The sequence below is a fragment of the Thermanaerothrix daxensis genome, from assembly GCF_001306145.1.
In the GTDB taxonomy this organism is placed as follows: domain Bacteria; phylum Chloroflexota; class Anaerolineae; order Anaerolineales; family Anaerolineaceae; genus Thermanaerothrix; species Thermanaerothrix daxensis.
Window position 1 is genome coordinate 129,570 of sequence record NZ_LGKO01000006.1, and the last position, 24,331, is coordinate 153,900.

A 24,331-nucleotide genomic window follows, 5' to 3' on the forward strand; every position below is an offset into this window, starting at 1 on the left:
GTTCATGGGGCTTCGCTCACCCATTGGAAGCCGTTCTGCGTCAGCATCAGGCGCTTGCGCCCGTGCTGAGCGCGCCGCCGCAGAGCGCGGTAGCCGAGGAAGAGGGCCTGAAGGCCGACGGCGCCCCCCAGAGCCTGCACCACCTTGTACCAGCGCCGCAGGACCTGGCGCGGCTGCAGGCGCCAGGCGTGGGCAAAATGGCGCAGGGCGGCGCGGGGTTGGCCGGCATCGATCAGCCGGCGCGCCGCAAAGACATGCAGACCGGCGTAAATTCGCCGGCGGTGACGGGCAAAGGTGGGAGCAAAGGCGGGCATCTGCTCCAGGGATTGAATCAGGGCAAAGGCTTCGTGCACAAACGTGGCCGCCTGGGCCGTGGTCTTGGCCTGCGCGTGGGTGCGTTCCACCGCCCAAATCTCCTCGACATGATAAAGCGGGCCCACGGCGGCCAGACGAATCCACAGGTCGTGGTCGAGGATCAGGTGCAATTCGGGGCGCAGGTAGCCAGCGGCTTCCAGCGCGCTCCGCCGCATGAAGACGGTGGGCTGGAGCAGGACCTCAAAGGCCAGCAGGTCCACCAGGTCGTAGCGGGGGTAGCGGTGCCAGTCCAGCAGGTAGCCCTGGGCATCTACCATCACCCCATCTGCGTACACCATGCTGGCTTCGGGGTGGGCTTCCAGGGCCGCCACGGCTTGGCTGACCACTTTGGGCGTGTAGTAGCAATCGTCCGAATTCAGCCAGGCGACGATCTCGCCCTGCGCGCGGGCAAAGCCCTTGTTGATGGCCTCGGCCTGGCCGCGGTCGGGCTCGGAGACCCACCAGGCCAGGCGGTCGGCGTAGCGGCGGATGATCTCCAGGCTGCCGTCGGTGGAGCCACCATCCACCACAAGGTACTCGATACGCGGGTAATCCTGCATCAGCACCGAACGCAGGGTGGTTTCCAGAAAAGCCGCCTGGTTATAAGAGGGGGTGATGATCGAAACCAGCGGGTGCATCATGCGGTTGCATCAAACAGGCGGGTGTACTCCACCTTGGGGAAGATGGTCAATTTGCCGCCCACGGTGGCATCCAGGATGGTGCGACCGGCGGCCTCGTAAGCCGCGCGCGCCAGGCGGTAGGCGCGTTCGGAGCCTTCCAGATCGGGGAGTTGCCACTTGAAGCCCTTGCCAAAGTAGTTGGGGGAAAAGTGATTGGGGTCATTGCCCTGGGAGACCACCGCCGCGTTGGGCGGGCCTTGGGTGGCAAAGTTGTGGTCTACCCCGATCAGGATGACCTGCGAAAACCCCATGAAGAAGGCCAGTTGCATGGCAACGTAGGTGACTGTGAAGCCCTCAAACAGGCGGCCGGTGGCCTCGCCGCTGAAGGTCTCGGGGCCGGTGTAGTCGGTATCCAGGAACAGGGTGTTGGGGTCATCGGCGAACCAGCGCCGCGCACGCCAGGTGATGAACTTGGGCAGGGCCAGCGCTCGCATCTCCTCGGCACACTGCTGGAGCACCAGGTCGTTGACCGAAACCAGGTAGGTGGTGGTGAAGCCCACCTCGGGGAAGAGCAGGTAGATACGGTTGAGGCCGAAGGTGATCTCATGGCGCAGGGGCGAAAGGTCCATCTTACGCAGGCTGGGGCCGTTGCCGATGATGAAACAGCGCTGGCCGGCGTGACGGTTGCGGTAGGCTTCCAGGCGGCGCAGGTTGGCTGCCCAGCGTGGGCTGAGCCAGCGGGCCAGCACGTGCCGACCGCGGTTGCGCCAGCCCCAGTAAGTGCGGGAGCCCAGGCGCCAGAGAGGCGGGGGAATGAAGGGCTTGAGGGCGTCGCGCTTCACGGGCCTCACTCCGTGCTCAGGCGGGCGGTGGCGCCACCATCTACCACCAGGGCCTGGCCGGTCATGAACGAGGATTCGCGCGAGTCGGCCAGGAAGTAGATGGCGCGGGCGATTTCCTCGGGCTGACCTACGCGGCCGTTGACGGTGCGGCGGGCCAGGTTTTCCAGGCGCTCGTGCACATCCTCGCCGCCCACGTGGCCGCGGTTCAGGCCGGCGCGCAGCATGGGGGTATCCACGGCACCGGGCAGGATGGCGTTCACGCGGATGTTATCTCGCGCGAATTCAATCGCCATGGCGCGCGTCAGCGCCAGCAGGCCGCCCTTGCTGGCGGCGTAAGCGGCGATGTTGGCCGAGGTCTGGATGGCATGCACCGAGGAGACGTTGACAATGGCGCTCTCCCCGGCGGCTTTCAGCAGCGGGTAGGCCAGTTTGACCCCCAGGAATACCGAACGCAGGTTGGAGGCCATCACCGCATCCCACTCTTCCACCGTGGTTTCCAGGAAGGGCTTGGCGATCTGAATGGCGGCATTGTTGACCAGCGCATGCAGGCGGTCGGTGAAGATCTGGGCGCGCTCGAAGATGGCGGCAATGTTTTCCGCCAGCGAGATATCGGACTGGATGAACAGGCCCTCGGCGGGAAAATCCGCACCGAAGGGAGCGCGGTCCACGCCGATGACGCGCCAGCCGCGCTCGGCAAACAGGCGCACCGTGGCGCGGCCGATGCCGCCGGCGGCACCGGTGATCAGGACCACGCGGTTCTCAGGGGCAGTCGTTGAGGTCATGGCAACCTCACCTCCATCAAGGGATGAATTCACACCTCCGGCGGGCGCAGGCGCGCCTGCCAGGTGGCTAACGGCTCTGTGGGCAGTCCCAGGCCGTCGAACAGGTTGCGCAGGGTGTTCCAGTGCACGCGCTCCCAGGCCGCCGGGCTGGCATTGGCATTGTGGGCGGCCAGCAGGACGTTTTCCATGCGGCGCAGGGGCGAATCGAGGGGCAGGGGCTCCACCTCGAAGACATCCAGCGCCGCCCCGGCGATACGCCCGGCCTGCAGGGCGGCAATCAGCGCGGCTTCGTCCACCACCGGCCCGCGCGCGGTGTTGATCAGCACGGCGGTGGGCTTCATCCACCCCAACGTTTCGGCGTTGATCAGGTGGTAACTGGTGGGGTTGAGGTCGCAGTTCAGGCTGACGAAATCGGCGCGTTCCAGCAGGTGGCGCAGGGGAACCATCTCCACGCCGTACTCGGCGATGAAATCGGGCGCGATCGGCACGATGTCGTTGCCCAGCAGGGTCATGCCAAAGGCGCGCGCCCGCCGCAAGACGGCCTTGCCAATGTTGCCGACCCCGATCACGCCCAGGGTGCATTCACTGAGCGAGCGTGCGGCTCGTTTCTCCCAGCCGCCGGCTTTGAGCGTGCGGTCCATCCAGGGTAGTTGGCGGGCAAAGGCCAGGATGTAGCCCAGGACGGTATCTGCCACCGGCAGGGTGAAGGCATTGGGGGTGTTGCGCACCTGGATGCCCAGGCGCGCCGCGGCCTCGCGGTCAATCGAATCAATGCCCGTGCCCCACTTGGAGATGACCTTGAGGCGCGGGACACAGGCTTCCAGCACGCGTGCGCTGAAGCGGTCGTCGCCGCACAGCGCCCCATCGAACTGCCCGGCGTAGGCCAGCAGAGCGTCTTCCTCCAGGCGCTCGGTGACTGCCGGGGTGATCAGGTCCATCTGGTACGCCTCGAACAGCGGCCGGAAGCGTTCCAGCACGGCCAGGAAGTACGGCGCAGAAATGAGAACGGTGTAGCCCAAGGGTCGTCCCTCGCAGGTTGATGTGCGCCTGGGATTATACCATCAGGCGGCGGCAATTTACTTAACGTTCCCGGCGCGCTTGCGGTGGTACAATGGATCTCGCTGGCGATGAGGCTCGCCTGAAACCGTCGGTTCACGACTGATAGCCTCTGCCCCTGAATCCTCAGGTCGGTAGAGGCTTTGTGCTTAAGAGAGTGGAGAGGTCCATGTCGTTTCTGAGCGCTGTTTTCGACCTGAAAACCCTGTTAAATCAGCCGGGGTGCCCCGTTTGTAAAATCTACGATCGGGCGGCCTGGCGCTACGTGGAGAGCCTGCACTGGGAGAATATTAACGACCCGGCCACCCGTCAAACGTTTCTGGCCGCCTGGGGCTACTGCCCGGCCCATACGCGCCTGGTGGCGCAGGTAGAGCAGGCCATGTTCAACGACTGGTTGGGCACCAATATCCTGTATGAATCGCTCAGCCTGTATGTGCGCCAGGAACTCGCGCGGGTCCTGGAACACCTCCCGCGCCTCGAGCGACCACGCGGGCGTCTGGTGCGCTTTTTACGACGCTTGCGCACCCCCCGGCGGAGTCCTGCTTCTCCACCTGCCTGCCCCATCTGCACCACGGCTGAATCGAGCGCCCGCAACGCCCTGGCCGGGCTGTTGGAGGCGTTGGAGCACCAGGCCGAGGACTGGCAACCGCTTTACCGAGAATCGGACGGACTGTGTTTACGCCATTTGCGGCTGGCGCTGACCCTGGCAGAGACCTACCCCCAGGCGGTGAGGTTTGTGCTCCAAACGCGCCTGGCCCGGTTGGATGCCCAGATCGCCGCCATGGGCGAGTACATCCGCAAACATGCCTGGGAGTACCGCAATGAGCCGATGAGCGAGGCCGAACAGCGCGCCTGGCAGGAAAATCTGGCTTTTTTCAGCGGGTACGCTCCCTCGGACCTGCTCCATCGAAAGCCCGGTTAGAGCGGCGCGGCGGGCAGGCGCCGAATCAGCCGCGCGCTTCTTGCCCGGTGTGTTCCTCCGCCTCCCGGCTTTCCAGAACGGCGCGCACAAGGGACATCCGGGTGACCACCCCCACGATCTGCCCCTCGCGGAGGACCGGCAGGGGGTGCTTCCCGCTGTTGATCATGATTTCGGCAGCTTTCAGCACGGGGGTTTCTTCGGTGACGTAGAGCAGTTGTGAGTTCATCAGGTGCTCTACCCGGCTGGTCTCCCAGGTGCGGCGGAATTGAGTCAGGGCGCGCTGTTCGGGAACCATCATCTCGGCCACGCCGGCCCGCAGGACGGATTCCTGGGCGCCCATGCCCACCCCCCACAGCCCCATGCCCACCGCCGCGCTGACCGTGCCGCCCAAAAAAACCAGCGGGGCGAAGAAAGCGGTGAGGGCGGCCGCCAGGACCATGGTGACCCGGCCGAGGCGGTCGAAAAGGCGGCCAAAGAGCGGTGCCGCCAGGGCATCTACCCCCGTGGCAAGGGCGTAAAAGACGGGCACCAGGGTGGCCGGGACGACGGCGGCTTTCTGGAAATGGTAGGCGATGAGGGGAAAATCGGCAAAGCCGGTGGCGATGCCACCTGCAGCGAGCACGTAGATCCAGAAGGTACGGTCGAAGCCACCGAACCGCAGGGTTGGGGATGGGGTTTCCAGCGCCCGGGGGTTGGGGTAGAGCCGGCGTGCCACCAGGAGCACGCTGAGCGCCAGCAGGGCCGGCAGGGTCAAAATGGCATAGCCGTGGCGGTAGTTCCCCTGCCAGGCCAGGACGCCCGCCACCACCAGCGGCCCTAGGATGGCACCGATCTGGTCCAGGGCTTCGTGCAGGCCGAAGCCCCACCCGTGTCCCATCGGCTGGGTGGCAAAGGAGAGCATGGTATCGCGCGGCGGCACACGGATGCCCTTGCCGATGCGCTCGCTGATCCTCAACAGGGCGGCAACGCCCCAGTGGCCGCTCAAGGCCAGGAGCGGCACGCTCAGCCGGTTGAGGGCATACCCGATGAGCGTGATCAGCCAGTAGCGCCGGGTGCGCTGGCCCAGGTAGCCCGAAACCAGACGCAGCCCATACCCCACCGGTTCGCCCACTCCGGAAACTACCCCCACGGTGAGGCCGCTGGCTCCCAGCAATGCCGGGAAGGGCCCATTGATGCTACGCGCTCCCTCATAGGTCATATCGGCCAGCAAACTAACGCCCCCCAGCAGCAAGACAAAGCGCAGTGCCAGCGCGGAAGTCAGGCTTTGCGACGCTTGGGCTGAAGCCGAGAGCGGTGTCATGGGAACCTCCAAATTCGAAGCCAATAAAAAAGGCCTCTACCGTGGAATGGGTAGAGGCTATCATCGGTCATTCCGAATTTGTGATGCTTCGTGCGGGGCGGGCCTCATCGCCTCCGCGTCAGAGTGTTGAGGATAGAAGCATAATACTCTTCCCGGCCGGCTTTGGGGAGGGGCAGGTTTCGGCCAGAACACGCCTGCGTGCCGGCGCAGAATCGCGTATAATTGCGGGCATGAGCCTTTCACGTGAAGAAGTGGAACACATTGCCCATCTGGCGCGCCTGGAACTGAGCGAAGAGGAAAAGGAGCGCTACCGCCAGCAACTCTCGGCCATCCTGGAGTATGCCGCCCGTCTGCAGGCGCTGGATACGGCGGACATCCCGCCCACGGCCAGTGTCCTGCCGCCGCGCAGTGTGCTGCGTCCGGATGAGCCGCGCCCCGGCCTCCGCCGCGAAGATCTGCTGCGCAATGCGCCCCAGGTCGAAGATGGCCAGTTCCGCGTGCCGCCTGTGCTGGAGTAGCCCATGACCGCACTGACCGATCTCACCGTGCACCAGGCGTTGGAAGCGCTGGCGCAAGGACAGGTCTCCAGCCTGGACCTGACGCGCGCCTGCCTGGCGCAGATCGAGCGCCTGGAACCCGTCCTGCATGCTTTTATCACCCTGACCCCGGAGCGCGCCCTGGCGCAGGCCGAGGCCGCGGATGCGCGCCGCGCTGCCGCCCGCCATCATCCCGATGAGCCCCTGCCGCCGCTGTTGGGCCTGCCCATTGCGGTCAAGGACATTCTGGCGCTGGAGGGCGTGCGCTGTACCTGCGGCTCGCGCATCCTGGAGACCTTTGTGCCCCCTTACACCGCGACTGCCGTGCAGCGCCTGCTGGATGCCGGCGTGGTGGTGGTGGGCAAGACCAACACGGATGAGTTTGCCATGGGGTCTTCAACCGAAAATTCGGCCTACGGCCCCACCCGCAACCCCTGGGATACCGAGCGGGTGCCGGGTGGTTCCAGCGGGGGCAGTGCCGCGGCGGTGGCCGCGCGCATGGTGCCGGCGGCGCTGGGCACCGATACCGGCGGCAGTGTGCGCCAGCCGGCCTCGTTCTGCGGGGTGAGCGGGATCAAGCCGACCTACGGGCGCGTCTCGCGCTACGGGCTGGTGGCCTACGGCTCCTCGCTGGATACGGCGGGCGCATTTGCGCGCAATGTGGCCGATGTGGCCTTGCTCTTTCACCTCATGGCGGGCCACGATCCCCTCGATTCCACCACCCTGGATGTGCCCGTCCCACCGATTGAACTGCCTGCCGAGCCCGATTTACGCGGGCTGCGCGTGGGCGTGCCCCGCGAGTACTTCATCGGCGGGCTGCAGCCCGAGGTTGAGCAGGCCGTGCGCCAGGCCATTGCCGTGCTGGAGGCGCTCGGCGCCAGCGTCCACGAGGTCAGCCTGCCCCATACCGAGTACGCCCTGCCGGTGTACTACCTGATTGCCCCGGCGGAGGCTTCGGCCAACCTGGCGCGCTACGATGGTGTGCGCTACGGCCTGCGCGTGGAAAGCGACGCCCTGTGGGAGATGTTCCGGCGCACGCGCGGGCAGGGCTTCGGCGCCGAGGTCAAGCGGCGCATCATGCTGGGCACCTACGCCCTTTCTGCGGGCTACTACGAGGCCTACTACGGCCAGGCGCAGAAGGTGCGCACCCTGATCAAGCGCGATTTTGAAGTCGCCTTCGAGCAGGTGGATGTGATTGCGGCGCCGGTGGCCCCCACCACGGCCTTCCGCCTGGGGGAGCACACCGAAGACCCCCTGGCCATGTACCTGGAAGATGTGTTCACCCTGCCCACCAACCTGGCGGGGGTGCCGGGGCTGGCCTTCCCGGTCGGTTTGGATGGCCGCGGCCTGCCCATCGGCATGCAACTGATGGGGCCGCACTTCCGCGAGGAGGTGCTTTTCCGGGTGGCCCATGCTTACCAGCAGGTCACCGATTGGCATCTGCGCAAGCCACCCCTGCTGTGAAGCCGGTGCAACCCCCGGCGCGCGGCTGCGTAGATATAGGGGCTGACCGCCGTGGTCAGCACTACCGGCCTTAGTAAGGAGAATGCGCCATGAGCCAGACCCAACCTCCGGTGATGGTTCTACCCGAAGAACGCGGCCCCGGCTGCCTGATTCGGCTGTTGTATTTCGTGTTCATCGGCCTGTGGGTGGGCGGGGCGGTCACGCTGATCGCCTGGGTGCTCAACATTACCATCATCGGCCTGCCGCTGGGGCTGTGGCTGCTCAACCGCCTGCCCGTGATCATGACCCTGCACCCGGTGCGCCGCGAAACGCAGGTGGTGGTGGTCAATGGGCGGGTGCTGTTGCGCCGCCGCGACCTGCCCCAATATCCCTTCCTGGTGCGGGCGGCTTACTTCCTGCTCATCGGCTGGTGGTTCAGCCTGCTGTGGATGGGCATGGCGTGGCTGCTCACCGGCCTCAGCCTGGGGCTGGGCCTGCCCCTCGCGTTCTGGATGTTCGACCAGGTGCCGTTTGTCACCACCTTGGCCCGCCTGTGACCTTTACTTCATCACCAACTGAGAAGGAGCCCATGCGCATGATGTGGAATGCCCTGCCCTCCGATCCGCAAACCCTGATTACCTGGGAGTGGAAGGATTTTGAGCCGTACTACCAGGACCTGCAGCAGCGCCCTCTGAACGCCGCGAACGTGCAGGCCTGGTTGGAAGACTGGTCGGCGCTGGATGAGCGCCTGATGGAACTGCGCAGTCGTCTGCACGTGGCCACTGCCGTCAACACCGCCGACGAAGTGGCCCGCCAGCGCCTGGAGGCCTTCTTCGACCATCTGTTTCCCCGGGCCATGGCCGCCGAGCAAGCGTTGAAGCAGAAACTGCTGGCCAGCGGGCTGGAGCCGGCAGGGTTTGAGATGCCCCTGCGCAACATGCGCGCCGAGGTGGCGCTCTTCCGCGAGGAGAACCTGCCCCTGCTGGCCGAGGAGCAGAAACTGATTCAGGAGTACGACCGCATTCTGGGGGCCCAAACGGTGGAGTGGGAGGGTCAGGAGCGCACCGTCCAGCAGATGCGCCCGCTGTTGCAGGAAACCGACCGTGCCCGCCGCGAGGAGGCCTGGCGGCAGGTGGCCCAGCGCCAGTTGGCCGACCGCGAGGCGCTGAACGACTTGTGGGTCAAACTCTTTCGCCTGCGCCAGCAGATCGCCCACAACGCCGGCTTCGCCAGTTACCGCGAGTACCGCTGGCAGCAGTTGTTGCGCTTTGATTACACCCCCGCCGATTGCGAGCGTTTTCGCGAGGCCATTGCCGAGGTGGTGGTGCCGCTGGCGGTAGCCCGCTACGAGCAGCGCCGCCGGCAGATGGGCCTGCCCCACCTGCGCCCCTGGGATACCGAGGTGGATGCGCTGGGGCGTCCGCCGCTGAAGCCCTTCAACGAGGTTGAGGAACTGGTTGCCGGCACCGCGCGCATCTTTGCCCGTCTGGATACCACCTTGGCGACCTACTTCGAGACCATGCGCCGCGAAAATCTGCTGGACCTGGAAAACCGTAAGAACAAAGCCCCCGGCGGGTTTTGCACCGAATTTGCCATTCAGCGCCGCCCCTTCATTTTCATGAACGCAGTGGGCATCCACGACGACGTGAGCACCCTGGTCCACGAGAGCGGACACGCCTTCCACGTGTTTGAGACGGCACCCATCCGCCTGGTGCACCTGCTGGAAATCCCCATGGAGTTCGCCGAGGTGGCTTCGATGAGCATGGAGTACCTGACCCTGCCCTACCTGGAAGCGGCGCAGGGCGGGTTCTACTCGGCGGAGGACGCCGACCGCGCCCGCCTCAATCAAATGGAAGGCGCGCTGCTCTTCTGGCCTTACATGGCAGTGGTGGATGGTTTCCAGCACTGGGCGTACACCCACCCGGAGGAAGCGGTGGACCCGGCCCGCTGTGATGCGGCCTGGGGGGCGCTGTGGGAGCGCTTCATGGCCGGCGTGGATTGGAGCGGCCTGGACGATGAAATGAAGACCGGCTGGCAGCGCAAACTGCACATCTACGAGGTGCCTTTCTACTACGTGGAATACGGCCTGGCCCAGTTGGGCGCCCTGCAGGTGTGGCGAAACGCTCAACGCGACCCTGCGGAGGCGGTGGCGGCCTACCGCCGCGCCCTGGCGCTGGGGGGCAGTCGCCCCCTGCCCGAACTCTACCGCACCGCAGGCGCGCGCCTGTCGTTCGAGGCGGGGGTGTTCCGCGAGGTGACCGCGGCCATGCACGCGGCCATGCAGACCTGGGAGCGCAGTGCCTGAGGAGGGAGTGCCGATGACCGAACGCCCTACCGTTGTGGCCCTGGTGCCGATGCGCCACCATTCCGAGCGCGTGCCGGGCAAAAACTACCGCCCCCTGGCCGGCAAACCGCTCTTTCACCACATCCTGGAAACGCTGCTGAACTGCCCCTCGATCCACCGGATTGCGGTGGATACCGACTCGCCCACCATCATCGCCGGACTGCGCGAGCACTTCCCCACGGTGATGGTCATCGAGCGCCCGGAGCACCTGCGCGGGGATGCCGTGCCGATGAACGAGATTCTGATGCACGATACGGCGCTGGTGGAGGCCGATTTTTACCTGCAAACCCACAGCACCAACCCGCTTTTGCGCGCCGAGACGATCGAGCGTGCCATCCAGACCCTGCTGGGGCTTTACCCGGCCTACGACAGCCTCTTTGGGGTTACGCGCGTGCAGACCCGCCTGTGGGATCAACTGGCGCGCCCGATCAACCACAACCCCAACATCCTGCTGCGCACGCAAGACCTGCCGCCGGTGTACGAGGAGAACTCGTGCATTTACCTCTTCACGCGCCAGACGCTGATCCAGCGGCGCAACCGCATTGGGGAGCGCCCCTACCTTTTCGAGATCCCGCGTGAAGAGGCGCTGGACATTGACGAGCCGTTGGATTTCACCATTGCCGATCTGCTGCTGCGCCAGCGTGTGCAGGGGCAGGCCGGTTAGAACATGCTCATCTGGGCGGTCTCGCGCCAGAGGGGCGGGTCGCTATCCAGCAGGGCTTCCCACAGGTCGTGGCTCAGGTCGGCCTGACCGGCGACGTGGTGAAGGTGGCGGAACTTGAGCACGTGCCAGCCGCGTTGCAGAGCGGTTGCCAGGCGCGGGTCGCGCTGCATTTTGTAGGCCAGCAGGCCGGCGCGACTGCCCGGCAGGACCAGCACGTGATGGCGCGCGGTGGGGTGCGGGGCCTGTAAAAAGCGCGTCACCATGGCCGAAGCCAGGCCGTAGAAGGCATAACTCACCTCGGCGCTGGTCGGGTGCACCCACAGGAGGGGGGTCTCGCCTTCGACGCGGTAGCCCAGGCGCTCGGCCAGGCGGCGTAGGGCCTGGGTCACGGCGTTCAGGTCGCGGCGGCGCTGGGCGGGCTGTTCCTGCGGGCGTAGTTGCCAGCGGTTGGGGTCGGCTTCCAGCGGCTGGGCGTAAGAAGTGAGGATGGCCTGCACCAGGGCCTGCCGGGGGGTCACCCAGCCGGGGAAGGCACGCCGGAGGGCCTGCGCCAGGTCTTCACGGGTCACTTCCGGCTGGTTCAGCAGGAGGGAAAGCACCGCTTTTTCCACCCGGTCGGCCAGGGGGGTGCCCTGCCAGGGCGTTTCGGCCAGCCACCAGCGCGGGCCGCTTTCGCCCTCGGCGCGGGCGTGCAGGCGGGTGACCAGGCCGGTGTCGGCCAGCACCTCATCCAGCATGGCCTGCAAGCGCGCCGCGTAGCCTGGGGTGAGATCGCCCAGGTGCGCGGGCAGGAGGCCCGCCCGCAGCAGTGCCAGCAAGCCGGCCAGGTAGAGCGGCAGGTAATCGGCGGGCTCGCCGAAATCGGCCAGGGTGCGGCGCACGGCCTGCTGAAGCACCGTCTTGGGGTTCTCCGAATTTTCTTTTGGGGCGGGTAAGCGTGCCTGCCAGGTGCTCTGCACGGCGGGAGCATCCGGGTCGAAAGCCAGCCCCACCAATCCCCAGCCGGAGGCATGCGGCCCCAGCAGGCCGGCCAGGGCGGTGGCGGGGGTCAGTTCATCGCCGAAGAACCACAGCCGTGCGGCGGGGTCGGCACAGCGGTGGGCCGGCTGCAGGGCATTTTGCAGAGCGCCGGCCAGCCAGTGCCAGGACTGGGTGCGCGGGTTGAGCAGGGGGTAGAGGGGGCGCGCGACCTCCTCGCCCCACAACCAACCGCTCCACAGCGTGGAAAGGCTCCAAAAGGCCGGGCTGGGGCGGGTGATGACCACCAGCACGGCGCGCACGGGGGGCAGGTGGGGCTGAGCGGCCAGCGCGCGCATGCGCCCGCGGAAGAGGCAGATGCCGCCGCTTTCGGGGGGCAGGTCCGGCCAGTGGGTCAGCGGGAGCGGAGTTGTCCCTGCCGTCCAGGCGGCCGGGCTGTGCTCCAGTTCCAGCATCAGGTTGTGCTCGATGAAGGTGGGCGGGGTTTGCAGGGCGCGCGGGCGCAGGGAGGTCTCGGGCCAGGGCCAGAGCGTGGTGGCGCGGTCGCACAGCGAGATGAGCAGGGCGGTCAGCAGGGACTTGTGCTCGGGGGTGACTCCCGGCCCTTCGATGCGGTTGAGCAGGGTGAAGAGCACGGTGAGGGCGCGGGGCGGGTAGAAGCGCAGCAGGGCCTCGGCGGCGGCGCGGGCTTCGCCGGTGGCTTCGGTGGCAATGCGAGCGAGGGCGCGGGCGCGGTGGAGGGCGGCATGGCCGATTTGGGCCAGGAGTTGCCCGTCTTCGGGGGCCAGGGTGTGCTCGCCCTGTTCGCCGCAGTGGGGGCAGTGGAGCAGGCGGGCGTAGGGCTGGGCGGCGCCGCGCTGCCAGAGGAAGCCCCGCGCCGGGATGGTGGCTTTGCAGCGCGGGCAGGGGGTCTGGTACAGGGCGCTCAGATAGACTTCCAGGCGTTGGTCGCCGCGGCGGGAGGTGAGCAGGTGCGCCAGCGCGGCTTGAAAAGCCGCGAGCGGGGGCGCCTGGGCCAGCACCTGCAGGATGAAGGCCATCAGCGGGTGGTTGCAGGCCACCAGGACGCGGTAGCCCGCCCGGGCGGCTTCCAGGCTGACCTGGGGATGCAGGCCCAACGGGTCGAGCACCCAGGCGCCGGGCGGCACGTGCGCTCGCAACCAGTGGCCCAGGCTGTCTTCGGGCAGGCGGGGGAGGTAGCGTTGCAGGGGAAGGGTGGGGAGGCGGCCGCTGCCGATGAGATATGGCTCGGCGCTGATATCCATACATTGATTTTAACCGATTGGGCAAGCGCGGGGTTGGGGTCGGGCATGTGGCGGCGAAAATCTTCATGCAATCTTCAAACGATATGTTTATAAATATGGTAAACTTTGTGCCAATATTGGCGCTCCATTCGGATTGGAAGGAAAACGGAGGTGTTATGAAACGCACGCTGCTCGTGACCCTGGGGGTGCTGATGGGAGTGCTGGTGGCCGCCTGTGCGCCTGCCGCTACCCCCGCGCCGACTCCCACGCCCCTGCCCCCCACGTCCACCCCTGCCGCGGCCATCTCACCCACCCCGCTCCCCACCGCCACGCCGCAGGTTGCCCCAACGGCTCCCACCGCCGGGGGCGGCATCGTGGTGTTCAAGATCGTCCCCGGTGAATCGCAGGCCACCTACGAGGTGGGCGAGACCTTCTTCAACCAGAACAACCGCTTCAACGTGGCGGTTGGCGTCACCAGCGCCGTGGAGGGCCAGATTGAAGCCAACCTGGCCGACCCGCCGGCCAGCCGCCTGGGGCCGATCACCGTGGATGTCAGCCAGTTGCGCTCCGACAGCAGCCGCCGCGACAATTACATCCGCAACAATGCCCTCGAATCGGCGCGCTACCCCATCGTCACCTTCACCCCCACCGCGGTGGAGGGCCTGCCCACCACCTACGCCGAGGGGCAGGACTACACCTTCCGCGTCAGCGGCAACCTGACCGTGCGCGAGGTCACCCGCCCGGTCACCTTTGAGGTGACGGCACGGCTGGAAGGCCAGACGCTGAGCGGTACGGCCACCACCACCATTCGCATGAGCGATTTCGGTATCGGTCCGATTGACCTGGTGGGCATCCTGCGCACCGAGGACGAGGTGAAATTGACTCTGAAGTTTGTGGCCCGGCCGTAAAAAACCGCCCTCCCGCTCCCCCTCTGCGGAGGGTATAATCAAAGGGTGCTGATTCCACAGCGCCCTTTGATGATCTAATAATAACTTTCGTGCAGGAGTAATGACCGATGAGTGAAGGCAAAAAAGTCCGCGTGGCCATCATTGGCGTGGGTAACTGCGCCTCCTCCCTGGTGCAGGGGGTCTATTTTTACCGCAACGCGGCCGATACCGACCGCATCCCGGGGTTGATGCACGTCAATCTGGGCGGCTACCACATCCGCGATATTGAATTTACCGCTGCCTTCGATGTGGTGGACACCAAAGTGGGCAAGGACCTTTCCGAGGCCATTTTCGCCTACCCCAACAACACCTACAAATTCTGCGAGGTGCCCCACCTCAACGTGCCGGTTTACCGCGGCATGACCCACGATGGGCTGGGCAAGTATCTCAGCCAGATCGTGCGCAAGGCGCCCGGCCCCACCGCCGACATTGTCAAAATCCTCAAAGACACCGGCACCGATGTGGTGGTGAATTACCTGCCGGTCGGCTCGGAGATGGCCACCAAGTGGTACGTGGAGCAGGTGCTGGATGCCGGGTGCGGTTTTGTCAACGCCATTCCCGTGTTCATTGCCAGTTCCGAGTACTGGTCCAAGCGCTTCCGCGAGCAGAATCTGCCCATCATCGGCGACGACATCAAGAGCCAGGTGGGGGCCACCATTCTGCACCGCGTGCTGACCAGCCTCTTTGTGGATCGTGGGGTGCGTCTGGATCGCACCTACCAGTTGAATTTCGGCGGCAACACCGACTTCCTGAACATGTTGGAACGCGAGCGCCTGGAATCCAAGAAGATCTCCAAGACCGGCGCGGTGACCAGTATGCTGCCCTACACCCTGCCGGAAGAGAACATTCACGTTGGGCCGAGCGACTACGTGCCCTGGCTGACCGACCGCAAGTGGTGTTACATCCGCATGGAGGGGACCACTTTCGGCGAGGTGCCGCTCAACCTGGAAGCCAAACTGGAAGTGTGGGACTCGCCCAATTCGGCGGGGGTGGTCATTGATGCCATTCGCTGTGTCAAACTGGCGCTGGACCGCGGCATTGGCGGCCCGCTCTACGGCCCGGCGGCTTACTTCATGAAGACCCCGCCCAAGCAGTTCAAGGATGAGGTGGCCCGCGAGATGACCGAGGCCTTCATCCGTGGCGAGAAGGTGTAGCGACGCATTCAACCCGTTCGCGGTGATGAATCTCCTCTCCTCTCCTGTGGGCCGGCACGGGCGACCCAGCCGATGGGCGCTCTGGCTTGTGATGAGCCTCTGGCTGAGCGCCTGTGCCACGGCCTGGGGGGCCACCCCCGTGGCCACCCCAACGGCGTTGGCGCCCCCGTCGCAGACTCGGGCCGCCACCCCCACGGCCGAGCCCAGCGCCGGCCCGTCTTCCGCCCTTTTCACACTCACCCCCACCCCCACTGCCCCATCGCCCACTCCCACCCCGCTTCCCACGGCCACCCCGCTGCCCCCCTTCCAGACCCGCCTGCTGCTGAGCGGGGTTACCCCGCAGACCTACCTGGATGCCTGCACCTACCTGCGCCTGCGCTGGACGCCCGGCAACGCCGCGCCGGGGACCATCGTGGTGCCCTTCATGTACCACAGCGTGCGCCAGAGCGGCCGCCCCATCCGCGATAACATCACCGTCAGCGCCGCCTACCTGGAAGCCAGCCTGAAACACGCCCACGAACTGGGCTTTCAGACCATTACCACGGCGCAACTGGCCGATTTCTTGCACCACAATGCCTACATCCCGCCCCGCTCCCTGCTGATCATCGTGGATGACCGCTCCCAGGGGTCGGTGCGCACGCATTTTCTGCCCCTTTTGGAAACCTACGATTGGACGCTGACCATGGCATATATTACCGGCGTGGGCAATGAACGGGAATGGCAGGAGATACGCGACCTGGTGGCGACCGGCCGGGTGGAGGTGCAGGCGCACGGCTTTCTGCACAATGCGGAGACCTACTTCACCGAGACCACACCCGAGGAGATCCTGCACCAGGAGATCGAGGGCCCCATTGCGGCGCTGGAAGCGCACCTGGGGGTGCGCCCGCGGGCCTTCATCTGGCCCGGCGGTAACTTCACCCCGCGCGCCATTCAGGTGGCCCGCCAGGCCGGCTACGACCTGGGCTTCACCGCCTACGCCCGCGGCCCGCTCATGTTCAACTGGATTCCCCTGGGGGCGCCCGAGCAGGCCATGCACGACCCGTTAATGGTCCTGCCGCGCTACTGGGGCACCACGGCCTACGTCAACCTGGATGCGGCGGTGGCCATCGGCGAGGAAGCGCGTGCGGCGGCGGAGGCCGGCCGTGCGCAGGAACTGGCCTGGTACCGTCAGAATTGTTCGGCTGCGGAGCCTTTGCCTGCGGAGTGAGACTCATGACCGATGTCTGGATGGAGGCATGTCCTTTCTGCCGTATTGTACGGGGACAGACCGATACCCGCATCTTGTATCAGGATGACCTGGTGACGGCGTTCCCGGATATTCGTCCCATTGCGCCTCTGCACTTCCTGATTGTGCCCAACGTGCACCTGGAATCGGTCAACGCCGTGGAGGCGGGGCACGAGGCGGCGCTGGGGCGGATGTTCACGGTGGCGCGCCGCCTGGCCGAGACCTACCACGTCACCCAGAGCGGCTACCGCCTGATCGTCAACACCGGCCCGCACGCCGGGCAATCGGTGTTTCACCTGCACATGCACTTCATTGCCGGGCGGCACATGCCGTTCCGCGCCTGAGGGGGAGGACGCATGCGCCGGCGGGGTTTCATCTTCGCGCTGGTGTGGGGGCTGGGCCTGACCCTGCTGGCCTGCGTGCGCTACGCGGATCGGGCGCCGCTGTGGGTGCCGGCGGCATCGCCCCTGCCGGCCGGCACCACGCCTGCTGGCATCACGCCGCTGCCCTTTCAGCCCCCCACCCGTCCGCCGGGCGCGCCCATCTACACCCCCACTCCCGACCCCCCGCGTGTGCTCCCCACCCTGCGGGTGGAAGAGGAGACCTACGTGGTCCAGGCCAACGATACCCTGGGGCAGATTGCGGCGCGCTACGGGCTGAGCCTGGATGCACTGATCGAAGCCAATCAACTGACCAACCCCGACCTGCTCTACGTGGGGCAGATGCTGGTCATCCCGGCGCCGACGCCCGCCGGGAGCGCCCCGGCCTTCAAGATTATCCCCGATTCCGAACTGGTGTACGGCCCGGCCACGGTGGGCTTCGACCCGGCCGCCTGGATCGCCGGGCAGGGCGGCTACCTGGCCGCTTACCAGGAGACGTTGGGCGAGGTAACGCTGAGCGGGGCGGAGATCGTGAGCGAAATCGCGCGCAATTTCTCGGTCAACCCACGCCTGCTCCTGGCGGTGCTGGAATACCAGAGCGGCTGGGTCACCCAACCACAGCCCGACCCGGCCTGGCAGGATTACCCCCTGCGCTACGTGGACCTGCGGCGCAAGGGGCTGTACCGCCAACTGGCCTGGGCGGCCAACAATCTGAACCGCGGTTACTACCTGTGGCGGGTGAACGCGCTGGGGCACTTTCTGCTGGCAGATGGCAGCATTGTCCCGGCGGCCAACACGGTCAACGCGGGGACGGCGGGGGTGCAGTACCTCTTCAGCCTGCTCTACGGGCGCGCGGAGTGGGAGCGCGCGGTGGGCGAGCAGGGGGTGTTTGCCACCTTCCAGCGCTTTTTCGGCTACCCCTTCGATTGGGCCGTTGAGCCGCTCTTGCCCGCGGACCTGAGCCAGCCGCCCCTCCAACTGCCGTTTGAGCCGGGGGTGACCTGGTCGTTCACCGGCGGGCCGCACGGCGGCTACGGGGATGGCTCGGCCTGGGCGGCGCTGGATTTTGCTCCCTCGGATGGGCGCTACGGCTGTCGCGAAAGCGATGCCTGGGTCACCGCCGCCGCGGATGGGCTGGTGGTGCGTTCTGAGCCGGCGGTGGTGGTGCTCGACCTGGATGGAGACGGCTACGAGCAAACCGGCTGGAGCCTTTTCTACCTGCACATCGCCACCGCCGACCGGGTGGCGCCGGGGGTGCGCCTCAAAGCCGGCGAGCGCATTGGGCACCCCTCCTGCGAGGGCGGGATTTCCAGCGGCACGCATGTGCACATTGCCCGCCGCTACAACGGCGAGTGGATTCCGGCGGACGGCCCGCTCCCCTTCAACCTGGATGGTTGGATTTCGCAGGGGAAGGGGGTAGAATATGAAGGAACGTTGGTGCGTGATGGCGTGGTACTCGAAGCCTCGGGACGGCGCATTCCCCAAAATCAGATCCAGCGCTGAGCGCCTGGGAATTCTGCTCATCCTGCTGGGCTGGGTGGCTCTCACGCTGGCCTGCGGCGGGCAGGCCTACCTGAGTTCCGCCGAATTGACCGCCACGGCAGCCCGGCACAGCGGTGCCGGCGGCGGCAGTGAGATCACCCCACCGCCGCCCGGGTTGCCCGGCGCCCCCGCAACGCCGCCGGCCCAGGCGGCCACGCCGGACGAGGCACCAACCCTACCGCCGCCCACGCCGACGCCCAGCCCCATTCTCACCGAGGCCGGCACCCCGCGCCCGCCCATCCTCTACTACGCCCAAGCCGGGGATACCCTGCCCGCGCTGGCCGTGCGCTACGGGGTGGCACCGGAGGAGATCACCTCCCCCGACCCGCTCGATGCCACCGGGCTGATCACGCCCGGCCAGTTGCTGATCATCCCCAACCGCCTGGATGGCCTGGGCCCCGATCAGGCGCTCCTGCCGGACAGCGAGGTGGTCAATTCCCCCTCGGCACTGGGGTTTGATATTGAGGCGTTCGTGAAATCCGCGGGGGGCTACCTGGCGGCCTACCGCGAGTACCTGACCGACCGCACCTACACCGGGGCCGGGGTGATCGAGCGGGTGGCCGTCGAGAATTCGGTCAACCCGCGCCTGCTCCTGGCGCTGGTGGAGTACCAGAGCGGCTGGGTGTACGGCCAGCCGGATTCGCTGGCCAAGGTGGATTATCCGCTGGGGTATGTGGCGCTGGAACGCAAGGGCCTCTACAAGCAGTTGACCTGGGCGGTGCAGAATCTCTTCATCGGCTACTACCGCTGGCGTGAGGGGCGGCTGACCACGCTGACCTTCCCGGATGGCAGCAGCCTGCGCCTGGCGCCGAACCTGAACGCCGGGTCGGTGGCCTTGCAGGTTTTGTTTGCGCAACTCTACCCCTATCCACGCTGGCAGGCGGTGCTGTACGGCGATGCCGGCTTCCCGGCCCTGTATGAGCGCATGTTCGGCAGTCCCTGGCTGCGCGCCCGGACGGTGGAGCCGCTGATCCCACCGGGCACCACCCAACCCGATTTCATCCTGCCCTTCCTGCCCGGCCACACCTGGGCCTACACCGGCGGGCCGCATTCGGCTTGGGGGCCCGATAGCGCGCTGGCGGCGCTGGATTTTGCGCCCTCTTCCACGCAGAGCGGCTGTGCGCCTTCGGAGGAGTGGGTCACGGCGGTGGCAAGCGGACAGGTGGTGCGCTCGGAGAAAGGCGTGGTGGTGCTCGACCTGGATGGGGACGGGCACGAGCAGACCGGCTGGGTGGTGTTATACTTGCACATTGCCAGCGAGGGCCGTCCCCCGGTCGGCACCTGGCTGGAACAAGGGGCGTTGGTTGGGCATCCCTCGTGCGAAGGCGGCTCGGCCACGGGCACCCACGTGCATGTGGCCCGCAAGTACAACGGTGAGTGGGTGCTGGCCGATGGCCCTCTGCCGTTCGTCCTGGATGGCTGGCGCGCCCAGGCGGGCGGCGCCCCCTACCAGGGCCGCCTGGTGAAGGACGACCGGGTGGTGGAAGCCTGCACCTGCGCCTCATCTGCAACCCACATTACCCGCCCCGCGCGCTGAGCCGCGGCGGGCGAGAACGAATTTTGATGCACCGATTGCACCTCTTGGGACTGCTACTGCTCCTCAGTGCGCTGGTGGCCTGTGCGCCTGCTGCACCTCGTGAGCCGCTGGTGGACCTGGCGGCCACACGTCTGGCGGCAACGCCAACCCCGGCCGTGACGGCCACCGCCTTTGCCACGCGCCCGCCCTACCCGCCCGGCACGCTGGTGGACTACACCGCCCAGACCGGGGATACCCTGCCCGCGCTGGCGGCGCGCTTCAACACCACCGAGACCGAGATCCGCGCGGCCAACCCCATCCTGCCCGAACGGGTGACGACCCTGCCGCCGGGCCTGCCGATGAAAATCCCCATTTACTACCGTCCACTGTGGGGCAACCCCTACCCGATTTTGCCGGATAGCCTTTTCATCAACGGGCCGGCCCAGCAGGGGTTTGACCCGGTGGCGTTCGTGGATGCCCAGCCCGGCTGGTTCAAATCCTACACGGCGTACCTGGGCGGGCAAAATCGCCGCGGCGGGGAGATCGTGGCGCACATTGCCAAAAACTACAGCCTCAGCCCGCGCCTGCTGCTGGCCCTGCTGGAATACCAGACCGGCGCGCTCAGCCGGCCCGACCAGCCCGCCGACCTGGGGCCCTACCCGCTGGGCTACCGCGACACTCGCTACCCGGGACTGGCCCAGCAACTGACCTGGGCGGCCAACACACTCAACAACGGCTACTACGGCTGGCGCAACGGCACGTTGATCTCGCTGGACCTGCTGGACGGGCGCGAGGAGACCATTGACCCCTGGCAGAATGCGGCCAGCGCGGCGCTGCACTACTACTTTGCACGCGTGTTGGGTGGGGAGGCCTACGACCGCGCCATTGGGCCGGATGGGCTGGCGGCGACCTACCGCACCCTCTTCGGCGATCCCTGGGAGGAGGTGCAGCCGCACCTGCCCGGCAGTTTGGAGCAGCCGGCTCTGCGCTTCCCCTTTGCGCCGGGCAAGCGCTGGTCTTTCACCGGGGGGCCGCACACGGCCTGGGGCACGGGCGATCCGCTGGCGGCGCTGGATTTTGCCCCACCGGCTGTGGTGGGGGGGTGCCGGCCCAGCGAGGAGTGGGCCACCGCCGTGGCAGATGGGGTGATCGCGCGGGTGGATACGGCCAGCGTGGTACTCGACCTGGACGGGGATGGGGATGAACGCACCGGCTGGACAATCTACTACCTGCACCTGGCGCAAGATAGTTTGCCGGCACTGGGCGCGCGGCTCAAAGCCGGCGACCCCATCGGGCGACCTTCCTGCGAGGGGGGCACGGCCACCGGGACGCATGTGCACATTGCCCGCCGCTACAACGGCGAGTGGATCCCGGCGGATGGGCCGTTGGCGTTCAACCTGGAAGGCTGGGTGGCGGTTAACGGCAGTGTGCCCTACGAGGGCTACCTGGTCCAGCGCGGCCAGCGCATTCGCGCCTGCCTGTGCTCCGACCGGGCCAGCCAGGTGGAATCCCGGCCGTAGGGTGCAGGGCGGGGCTTAGGCGGCCGCAGGGGGCGGGTTGGTGGGGGTCTCCCAGGCCGGCCAGGGCCAGCGGCGCAGGGTTTCCAGGTACTGATGGGCGGTCAGGTCGAGCTGGATGGGGGTGATGGAGACGTAGTTGCGCGCCAGTGCGCCGATGTCGGTGCCCTCTTCGGCCACGCCGCCCGGCGCGTCGCCGCCGATCCAGTAGTAGGGGCGGCCGCGGGGGTCTTCACGGCGGATCAGTTCATCGTGGTAGATGCGCAGGCCCTGGCGGGTGATCTGCAGGCCGCGGATTTCGGCAAGGGGTGCGTAGGGGATATTGACATTGAGCAGGACGTTGGGGGGCAGGCCCTGGGTGAGCACCTGTTCGGCGACCAGGGCGGCAATGTGGGCGGCGGCGGAGTAATCCAGGCGGTCGAGGTGGTTGCTTTCTTTGGAATCGAGCGAGAACGCGATGGAGGGGATGCCCCAGATGGTGCCCTCCATGGCGGCGGTCACCGTGCCGGAGTAGGTCACGTCGTGGCCCACGTTGGCATAGGGGTTGATGCCCGAGACCACCAGGTCTATCGGGTGGGGGATGAGTCCCAGCACGGCCAGGGCAACGCAGTCGGAAGGCGCGCCATCGCTGGCCAGGGCGGGGGTGCCATCGGCCAGGGTCACTTCTTTGACGCGCAGGGGGCGGTGCAGGGTTTTGACGTGCCCTGAAGCCGACCAGTTGTGGTCGGGGGCCAGCACCGTCACCCGGCCGAAGCGGCGCATGGCCTGGGCGAGGGCCAGCAGGCCCGGCGCGGTCACACCATCGTCGTTGGTTACCAGGATATGCGTCATGGGGGGGTCCTCCACGGGTCAATTATACCCGCAGATGGGGGCTCAGCCGTCCCCGGCCTCGGCCAGGTAGGCCTTTTCGAGGGCGCGGAAGAGCGCGGGCTACTCGGGCGGGTGGCGCAGGGGCACTTGGCGCCCGGCCAGGCGGCTCTGCCACCAGTCGGCGAGGACGGTGTGGGCGGCCTGGAGCAGGTTAATGCGCATGCCGCGCACGGGGATTTCCAGTTCGCGCTTGTCGCACACGGTGCTCAGGTTGGCCTGGTCCACCTCGGCTTTGAGCGCGCGCAGGGCCTGACGGCGCGGCTCGCCTTCGGGCGTGGTGGCGACGATGCGGTCAATCTCGGCCATCAGGCGGCGGGCACGGCGGATGCGCGCCGCGGTGGCTTCGGCCTGGGCCGCCTCGATCACCCCGTACTCCCCTTTGAGCAGGTTGAGGCGCAGGCCGGCTTCGTAGGTGGCCTCCACAATTTGATCGCGGTTCATCCAGACCGTTTCGTAATTCAGCACGTACTTCCACGAGGGCGCCAACAGGCGCTGGCGGTGCTCGGCCAGCGTGCGCGCAAAGAGGCGGTAGCCGTGCTTTTCGGGCTCTTCAAAAGCCCGGCTGCCGGGGTCGAGAAAAGGCGCCAGCGGAGAGATGAAGGGGATGAGGCGCGGGCCGTAGAGCGGGGTGAAGCGCTCCAACAAGGTGCGGGCGTAATCCACCGTGGCCATGACCGAGTCGTACGTCTGCCCCTTCAGCCCGACCATGAAGAAGATATCCAGGCGCTGACAGCCGGCGTCAAGGGCGGCTTCCATGCTGGCCTCGATGGCGGCGTTGGAGTAGGGACGGCCAAAAGCGCGCCGCACCGCCTCATCGTGCGATTCGAGGGAGATCTCCACGGTGAAATTGGGCAGGGCACGCGCCACCTGGCGGAAGAATTCCGGCGGGGCGGCGTCGAAGAGTTCAATGAATACCGGCTGATCGTAGCCGGCAATGGCTTCCAGGAAGCGCTGGGCGTAGGCCTCGCCCGGCTGGCGGATATCCCCGAGGATGAAGACCGGGCCGCGGCTGTACTCGCCGATACGCCGAATGTCCTGGGCCAGTTTTTCGGGGGAGCGAAAAGCCGGGCGGGTGCGCCCGTGGATGTGGCGGAAGGCGCAGGCCGAGCCGCCGCAGGTGACGCAGTTGTAGGAACAGCCGCGCACCGAAAGCGCCGCCGTGATGGGGTAGCGCAGCCAGTTGCGGAAGGGCTTGTAAGAAGCCAGGTCGCGGTAGCGCACCACCGAGCGCAGGACGTGGGTGTAATCCAGGAGTAGGTCATCCAGCGTCTCGGGCGAGTAGGTCAGCGGGTTGACGTGCGCCTCGCCCTCGGCATCTTTCCACACCAGGTTGGGGATGGCCTCCAGGGCACGCGCGGCAGGGCTGGTGGCGGCAGGGCGGAACGCGCCGCCGCGGCGCAGGTACTGCATCAGCAGGAGCAGGGGGTGCTCGGTGGAATCGCCGCGCAGGATGAAATCTACTGCCGGGTCGGCGATCAGTTCGCGGTGGAAGTAGGAGGATGAGAAGCCCCCGAAGATGACGGCGCGGTGCGGGTGCAGACGCTTGACCATGTGGGCGATCTCAATGGCGCCGTGGGCGTGAGGCAGCCAGTGCAGGTCAATGCCGAAGGCCAGCGCATCCAGGTGCCGGAGGTAGGGTTCGACCGCGAAGTCGGGGTCATCCAGCATGCGCACGGCCAGGTTGAGGATGCGCGTGCGCAGGCCGTGGCGTTCCAGGTACTCGGCCATGGTGGTGAAGCCAATGGGGTACATTTCGAAGACCGGGGTGGAGGGCACCAGATCACTGACCGGGCCGAAGAGGATGGCCTCACGGCGGAAGTCATAGACGCTGGGAGCGTGCAGGAAGATCAAATCGGGGGTTGCCATGGGCGTTTCGCTCCGGGTCGAACTAAAATGTGTTCCCCAGCAACTGGGGAACGTGCTTAACCGTGCTCCATTATAGCACTTTGGAACGTTTTCGGTTAAAAAATGTGAATACTTTCACAAGGTGAATCTGACGAATCTCCTACCTGCTCTCCCCCGCATTTGGAAGGCAGGGAGAGCCGTCCGATCTACCTGAGGGTGAGGCGTTCAGGCGCTTAGCGGGCGGGGCTGC

General features: G+C 66.7%; 21 protein-coding genes and 1 riboswitch. Of the genes, 13 read left to right on the plus strand and 8 right to left on the minus strand.

Annotation, left to right across the window (positions count from 1 at the left end):
• Positions 1-2: 2 nt before the first annotated feature.
• Genes SE15_RS13240 through SE15_RS13255 form a run of 4 tightly spaced genes read right to left on the minus strand, consistent with a single transcriptional unit; the run spans position 3 to position 3,575 of the window.
• The gene (locus SE15_RS13240) at positions 3-995 is read right to left on the minus strand and encodes a glycosyltransferase family 2 protein (protein ID WP_083461955.1); all 993 of its coding nucleotides are present in this window, start codon (positions 993-995) and stop codon (positions 3-5) included.
• Positions 992-1,816: a 6-hydroxymethylpterin diphosphokinase MptE-like protein gene (locus SE15_RS13245; protein WP_236690041.1), complete on the minus strand. Its 825-nt coding sequence runs from the start codon at positions 1,814-1,816 to the stop codon at positions 992-994. The genes SE15_RS13240 and SE15_RS13245 overlap by 4 nt, the downstream gene beginning before the upstream one ends.
• A gap of 5 nt (positions 1,817-1,821) precedes the next feature.
• Positions 1,822-2,598, minus strand: coding sequence for an SDR family NAD(P)-dependent oxidoreductase (locus SE15_RS13250; RefSeq protein WP_054522609.1), 777 nt, complete (start codon positions 2,596-2,598; stop codon positions 1,822-1,824).
• A gap of 29 nt (positions 2,599-2,627) precedes the next feature.
• Positions 2,628-3,575: a phosphoglycerate dehydrogenase gene (locus tag SE15_RS13255; protein WP_269082284.1), complete on the minus strand. Its 948-nt coding sequence runs from the start codon at positions 3,573-3,575 to the stop codon at positions 2,628-2,630.
• Positions 3,576-3,712: 137 nt separating this feature from the next.
• Positions 3,713-3,776: riboswitch (Fluoride riboswitch) on the plus strand.
• A 47-nt stretch (positions 3,777-3,823) separates the two neighbouring features.
• Between SE15_RS13255 and SE15_RS13260 the strand changes: the two genes are divergently transcribed.
• Positions 3,824-4,576, plus strand: coding sequence for a DUF6062 family protein (locus SE15_RS13260; protein ID WP_054522611.1), 753 nt, complete (start codon positions 3,824-3,826; stop codon positions 4,574-4,576).
• A 25-nt stretch (positions 4,577-4,601) separates the two neighbouring features.
• Here SE15_RS13260 and SE15_RS13265 read toward each other — a convergent pair whose 3' ends face one another.
• Positions 4,602-5,876, minus strand: a complete 1,275-nt coding sequence (locus tag SE15_RS13265) for an MFS transporter (RefSeq protein ID WP_083461956.1) — start codon at positions 5,874-5,876, stop codon at positions 4,602-4,604.
• Between the two features lie 230 nt (positions 5,877-6,106).
• On the opposite strand from SE15_RS13265, the gene gatC reads away from it, so the two are divergent.
• The 5 genes from gatC (at position 6,107) to SE15_RS13290 (ending at position 10,863) form a co-directional block, all read left to right on the plus strand.
• Positions 6,107-6,394 (plus strand): Asp-tRNA(Asn)/Glu-tRNA(Gln) amidotransferase subunit GatC, encoded by a 288-nt coding sequence (gene gatC / locus SE15_RS14980; protein WP_054522734.1) that lies wholly within the window; start codon positions 6,107-6,109, stop codon positions 6,392-6,394.
• A gap of 3 nt (positions 6,395-6,397) precedes the next feature.
• A complete protein-coding gene (gatA, locus tag SE15_RS13275) occupies positions 6,398-7,876 on the plus strand; it encodes an Asp-tRNA(Asn)/Glu-tRNA(Gln) amidotransferase subunit GatA (protein ID WP_054522612.1) in 1,479 nt (492 codons plus the stop codon).
• A gap of 89 nt (positions 7,877-7,965) precedes the next feature.
• Positions 7,966-8,412, plus strand: coding sequence for a hypothetical protein (locus SE15_RS13280; protein ID WP_054522613.1), 447 nt, complete (start codon positions 7,966-7,968; stop codon positions 8,410-8,412).
• Positions 8,413-8,444: 32 nt separating this feature from the next.
• The gene (locus SE15_RS13285; RefSeq protein WP_236690042.1) at positions 8,445-10,160 is read left to right on the plus strand and encodes a M3 family oligoendopeptidase; all 1,716 of its coding nucleotides are present in this window, start codon (positions 8,445-8,447) and stop codon (positions 10,158-10,160) included.
• A gap of 13 nt (positions 10,161-10,173) precedes the next feature.
• Positions 10,174-10,863 carry an acylneuraminate cytidylyltransferase family protein gene (locus SE15_RS13290; RefSeq protein ID WP_054522614.1) on the plus strand — a complete coding sequence of 230 codons (690 nt, stop codon included), beginning with the start codon at positions 10,174-10,176 and terminating at the stop codon, positions 10,861-10,863.
• On the opposite strand, the gene SE15_RS13295 is transcribed toward SE15_RS13290, so the two are convergent.
• Positions 10,860-13,106 carry a hypothetical protein gene (locus tag SE15_RS13295; protein ID WP_054522615.1) on the minus strand — a complete coding sequence of 749 codons (2,247 nt, stop codon included), beginning with the start codon at positions 13,104-13,106 and terminating at the stop codon, positions 10,860-10,862. The genes SE15_RS13290 and SE15_RS13295 overlap by 4 nt on opposite strands.
• Before the next feature lie 155 nt (positions 13,107-13,261).
• Here SE15_RS13295 and SE15_RS13300 point away from each other — a divergent pair, with 155 nt between their 5' ends.
• The 7 genes from SE15_RS13300 (at position 13,262) to SE15_RS13330 (ending at position 21,369) form a co-directional block, all read left to right on the plus strand.
• Complete coding sequence (locus SE15_RS13300) at positions 13,262-13,993, plus strand: YceI family protein (RefSeq protein ID WP_054522616.1); 732 nt, start codon at positions 13,262-13,264, stop codon at positions 13,991-13,993.
• Positions 13,994-14,100: 107 nt separating this feature from the next.
• Positions 14,101-15,186 carry an inositol-3-phosphate synthase gene (locus SE15_RS13305; protein WP_054522617.1) on the plus strand — a complete coding sequence of 362 codons (1,086 nt, stop codon included), beginning with the start codon at positions 14,101-14,103 and terminating at the stop codon, positions 15,184-15,186.
• Positions 15,187-15,277: 91 nt separating this feature from the next.
• A complete protein-coding gene (locus tag SE15_RS13310; protein WP_152965637.1) occupies positions 15,278-16,393 on the plus strand; it encodes a polysaccharide deacetylase family protein in 1,116 nt (371 codons plus the stop codon).
• Positions 16,394-16,398: 5 nt separating this feature from the next.
• Positions 16,399-16,755, plus strand: a complete 357-nt coding sequence (locus SE15_RS13315) for a histidine triad nucleotide-binding protein (protein ID WP_236690043.1) — start codon at positions 16,399-16,401, stop codon at positions 16,753-16,755.
• 12 nt (positions 16,756-16,767) lie between these two features.
• Positions 16,768-18,294, plus strand: a complete 1,527-nt coding sequence (locus SE15_RS13320) for a LysM peptidoglycan-binding domain-containing protein (RefSeq protein ID WP_054522619.1) — start codon at positions 16,768-16,770, stop codon at positions 18,292-18,294.
• Entirely contained in the window at positions 18,215-19,870 is a 1,656-nt protein-coding gene (locus SE15_RS13325) for a hypothetical protein (RefSeq protein ID WP_152965638.1), read from the plus strand. The genes SE15_RS13320 and SE15_RS13325 overlap by 80 nt, the downstream gene beginning before the upstream one ends.
• A 26-nt stretch (positions 19,871-19,896) precedes the next feature.
• Positions 19,897-21,369 carry a LysM peptidoglycan-binding domain-containing M23 family metallopeptidase gene (locus SE15_RS13330; RefSeq protein ID WP_054522621.1) on the plus strand — a complete coding sequence of 491 codons (1,473 nt, stop codon included), beginning with the start codon at positions 19,897-19,899 and terminating at the stop codon, positions 21,367-21,369.
• A gap of 15 nt (positions 21,370-21,384) precedes the next feature.
• Here SE15_RS13330 and surE read toward each other — a convergent pair whose 3' ends face one another.
• Entirely contained in the window at positions 21,385-22,197 is an 813-nt protein-coding gene (surE, locus tag SE15_RS13335) for a 5'/3'-nucleotidase SurE (RefSeq protein ID WP_054522622.1), read from the minus strand.
• Positions 22,198-22,296: 99 nt separating this feature from the next.
• Positions 22,297-24,102 (minus strand): TIGR04190 family B12-binding domain/radical SAM domain protein, encoded by a 1,806-nt coding sequence (locus tag SE15_RS13340; protein WP_083461957.1) that lies wholly within the window; start codon positions 24,100-24,102, stop codon positions 22,297-22,299.
• Positions 24,103-24,331 lie beyond the last annotated feature (229 nt).

Excerpts from the sequence above, each read along its gene's own strand:
- SE15_RS13240 (WP_083461955.1), bottom strand. The coding sequence starts at position 995 with ATGATGCACCCGCTGGTTTCGATCATCACCCCCTCTTATAACCAGGCG.
- SE15_RS13250 (WP_054522609.1), bottom strand. The coding sequence starts at position 2,598 with ATGACCTCAACGACTGCCCCTGAGAACCGCGTGGTCCTGATCACCGGT.
- SE15_RS13260 (WP_054522611.1), top strand. The coding sequence starts at position 3,824 with ATGTCGTTTCTGAGCGCTGTTTTCGACCTGAAAACCCTGTTAAATCAG.
- SE15_RS13265 (WP_083461956.1), bottom strand. The coding sequence starts at position 5,876 with ATGACACCGCTCTCGGCTTCAGCCCAAGCGTCGCAAAGCCTGACTTCC.
- gatC (WP_054522734.1), top strand. The coding sequence starts at position 6,107 with ATGAGCCTTTCACGTGAAGAAGTGGAACACATTGCCCATCTGGCGCGC.
- gatA (WP_054522612.1), top strand. The coding sequence starts at position 6,398 with ATGACCGCACTGACCGATCTCACCGTGCACCAGGCGTTGGAAGCGCTG.
- SE15_RS13280 (WP_054522613.1), top strand. The coding sequence starts at position 7,966 with ATGAGCCAGACCCAACCTCCGGTGATGGTTCTACCCGAAGAACGCGGC.
- SE15_RS13285 (WP_236690042.1), top strand. The coding sequence starts at position 8,445 with ATGCGCATGATGTGGAATGCCCTGCCCTCCGATCCGCAAACCCTGATT.
- SE15_RS13290 (WP_054522614.1), top strand. The coding sequence starts at position 10,174 with ATGACCGAACGCCCTACCGTTGTGGCCCTGGTGCCGATGCGCCACCAT.
- SE15_RS13295 (WP_054522615.1), bottom strand. The coding sequence starts at position 13,106 with ATGGATATCAGCGCCGAGCCATATCTCATCGGCAGCGGCCGCCTCCCC.
- SE15_RS13300 (WP_054522616.1), top strand. The coding sequence starts at position 13,262 with ATGAAACGCACGCTGCTCGTGACCCTGGGGGTGCTGATGGGAGTGCTG.
- SE15_RS13305 (WP_054522617.1), top strand. The coding sequence starts at position 14,101 with ATGAGTGAAGGCAAAAAAGTCCGCGTGGCCATCATTGGCGTGGGTAAC.
- SE15_RS13310 (WP_152965637.1), top strand. The coding sequence starts at position 15,278 with ATGAGCCTCTGGCTGAGCGCCTGTGCCACGGCCTGGGGGGCCACCCCC.
- SE15_RS13315 (WP_236690043.1), top strand. The coding sequence starts at position 16,399 with ATGACCGATGTCTGGATGGAGGCATGTCCTTTCTGCCGTATTGTACGG.
- SE15_RS13320 (WP_054522619.1), top strand. The coding sequence starts at position 16,768 with ATGCGCCGGCGGGGTTTCATCTTCGCGCTGGTGTGGGGGCTGGGCCTG.
- SE15_RS13325 (WP_152965638.1), top strand. The coding sequence starts at position 18,215 with ATGAAGGAACGTTGGTGCGTGATGGCGTGGTACTCGAAGCCTCGGGAC.
- SE15_RS13330 (WP_054522621.1), top strand. The coding sequence starts at position 19,897 with ATGCACCGATTGCACCTCTTGGGACTGCTACTGCTCCTCAGTGCGCTG.
- surE (WP_054522622.1), bottom strand. The coding sequence starts at position 22,197 with ATGACGCATATCCTGGTAACCAACGACGATGGTGTGACCGCGCCGGGC.
- SE15_RS13340 (WP_083461957.1), bottom strand. The coding sequence starts at position 24,102 with ATGGCAACCCCCGATTTGATCTTCCTGCACGCTCCCAGCGTCTATGAC.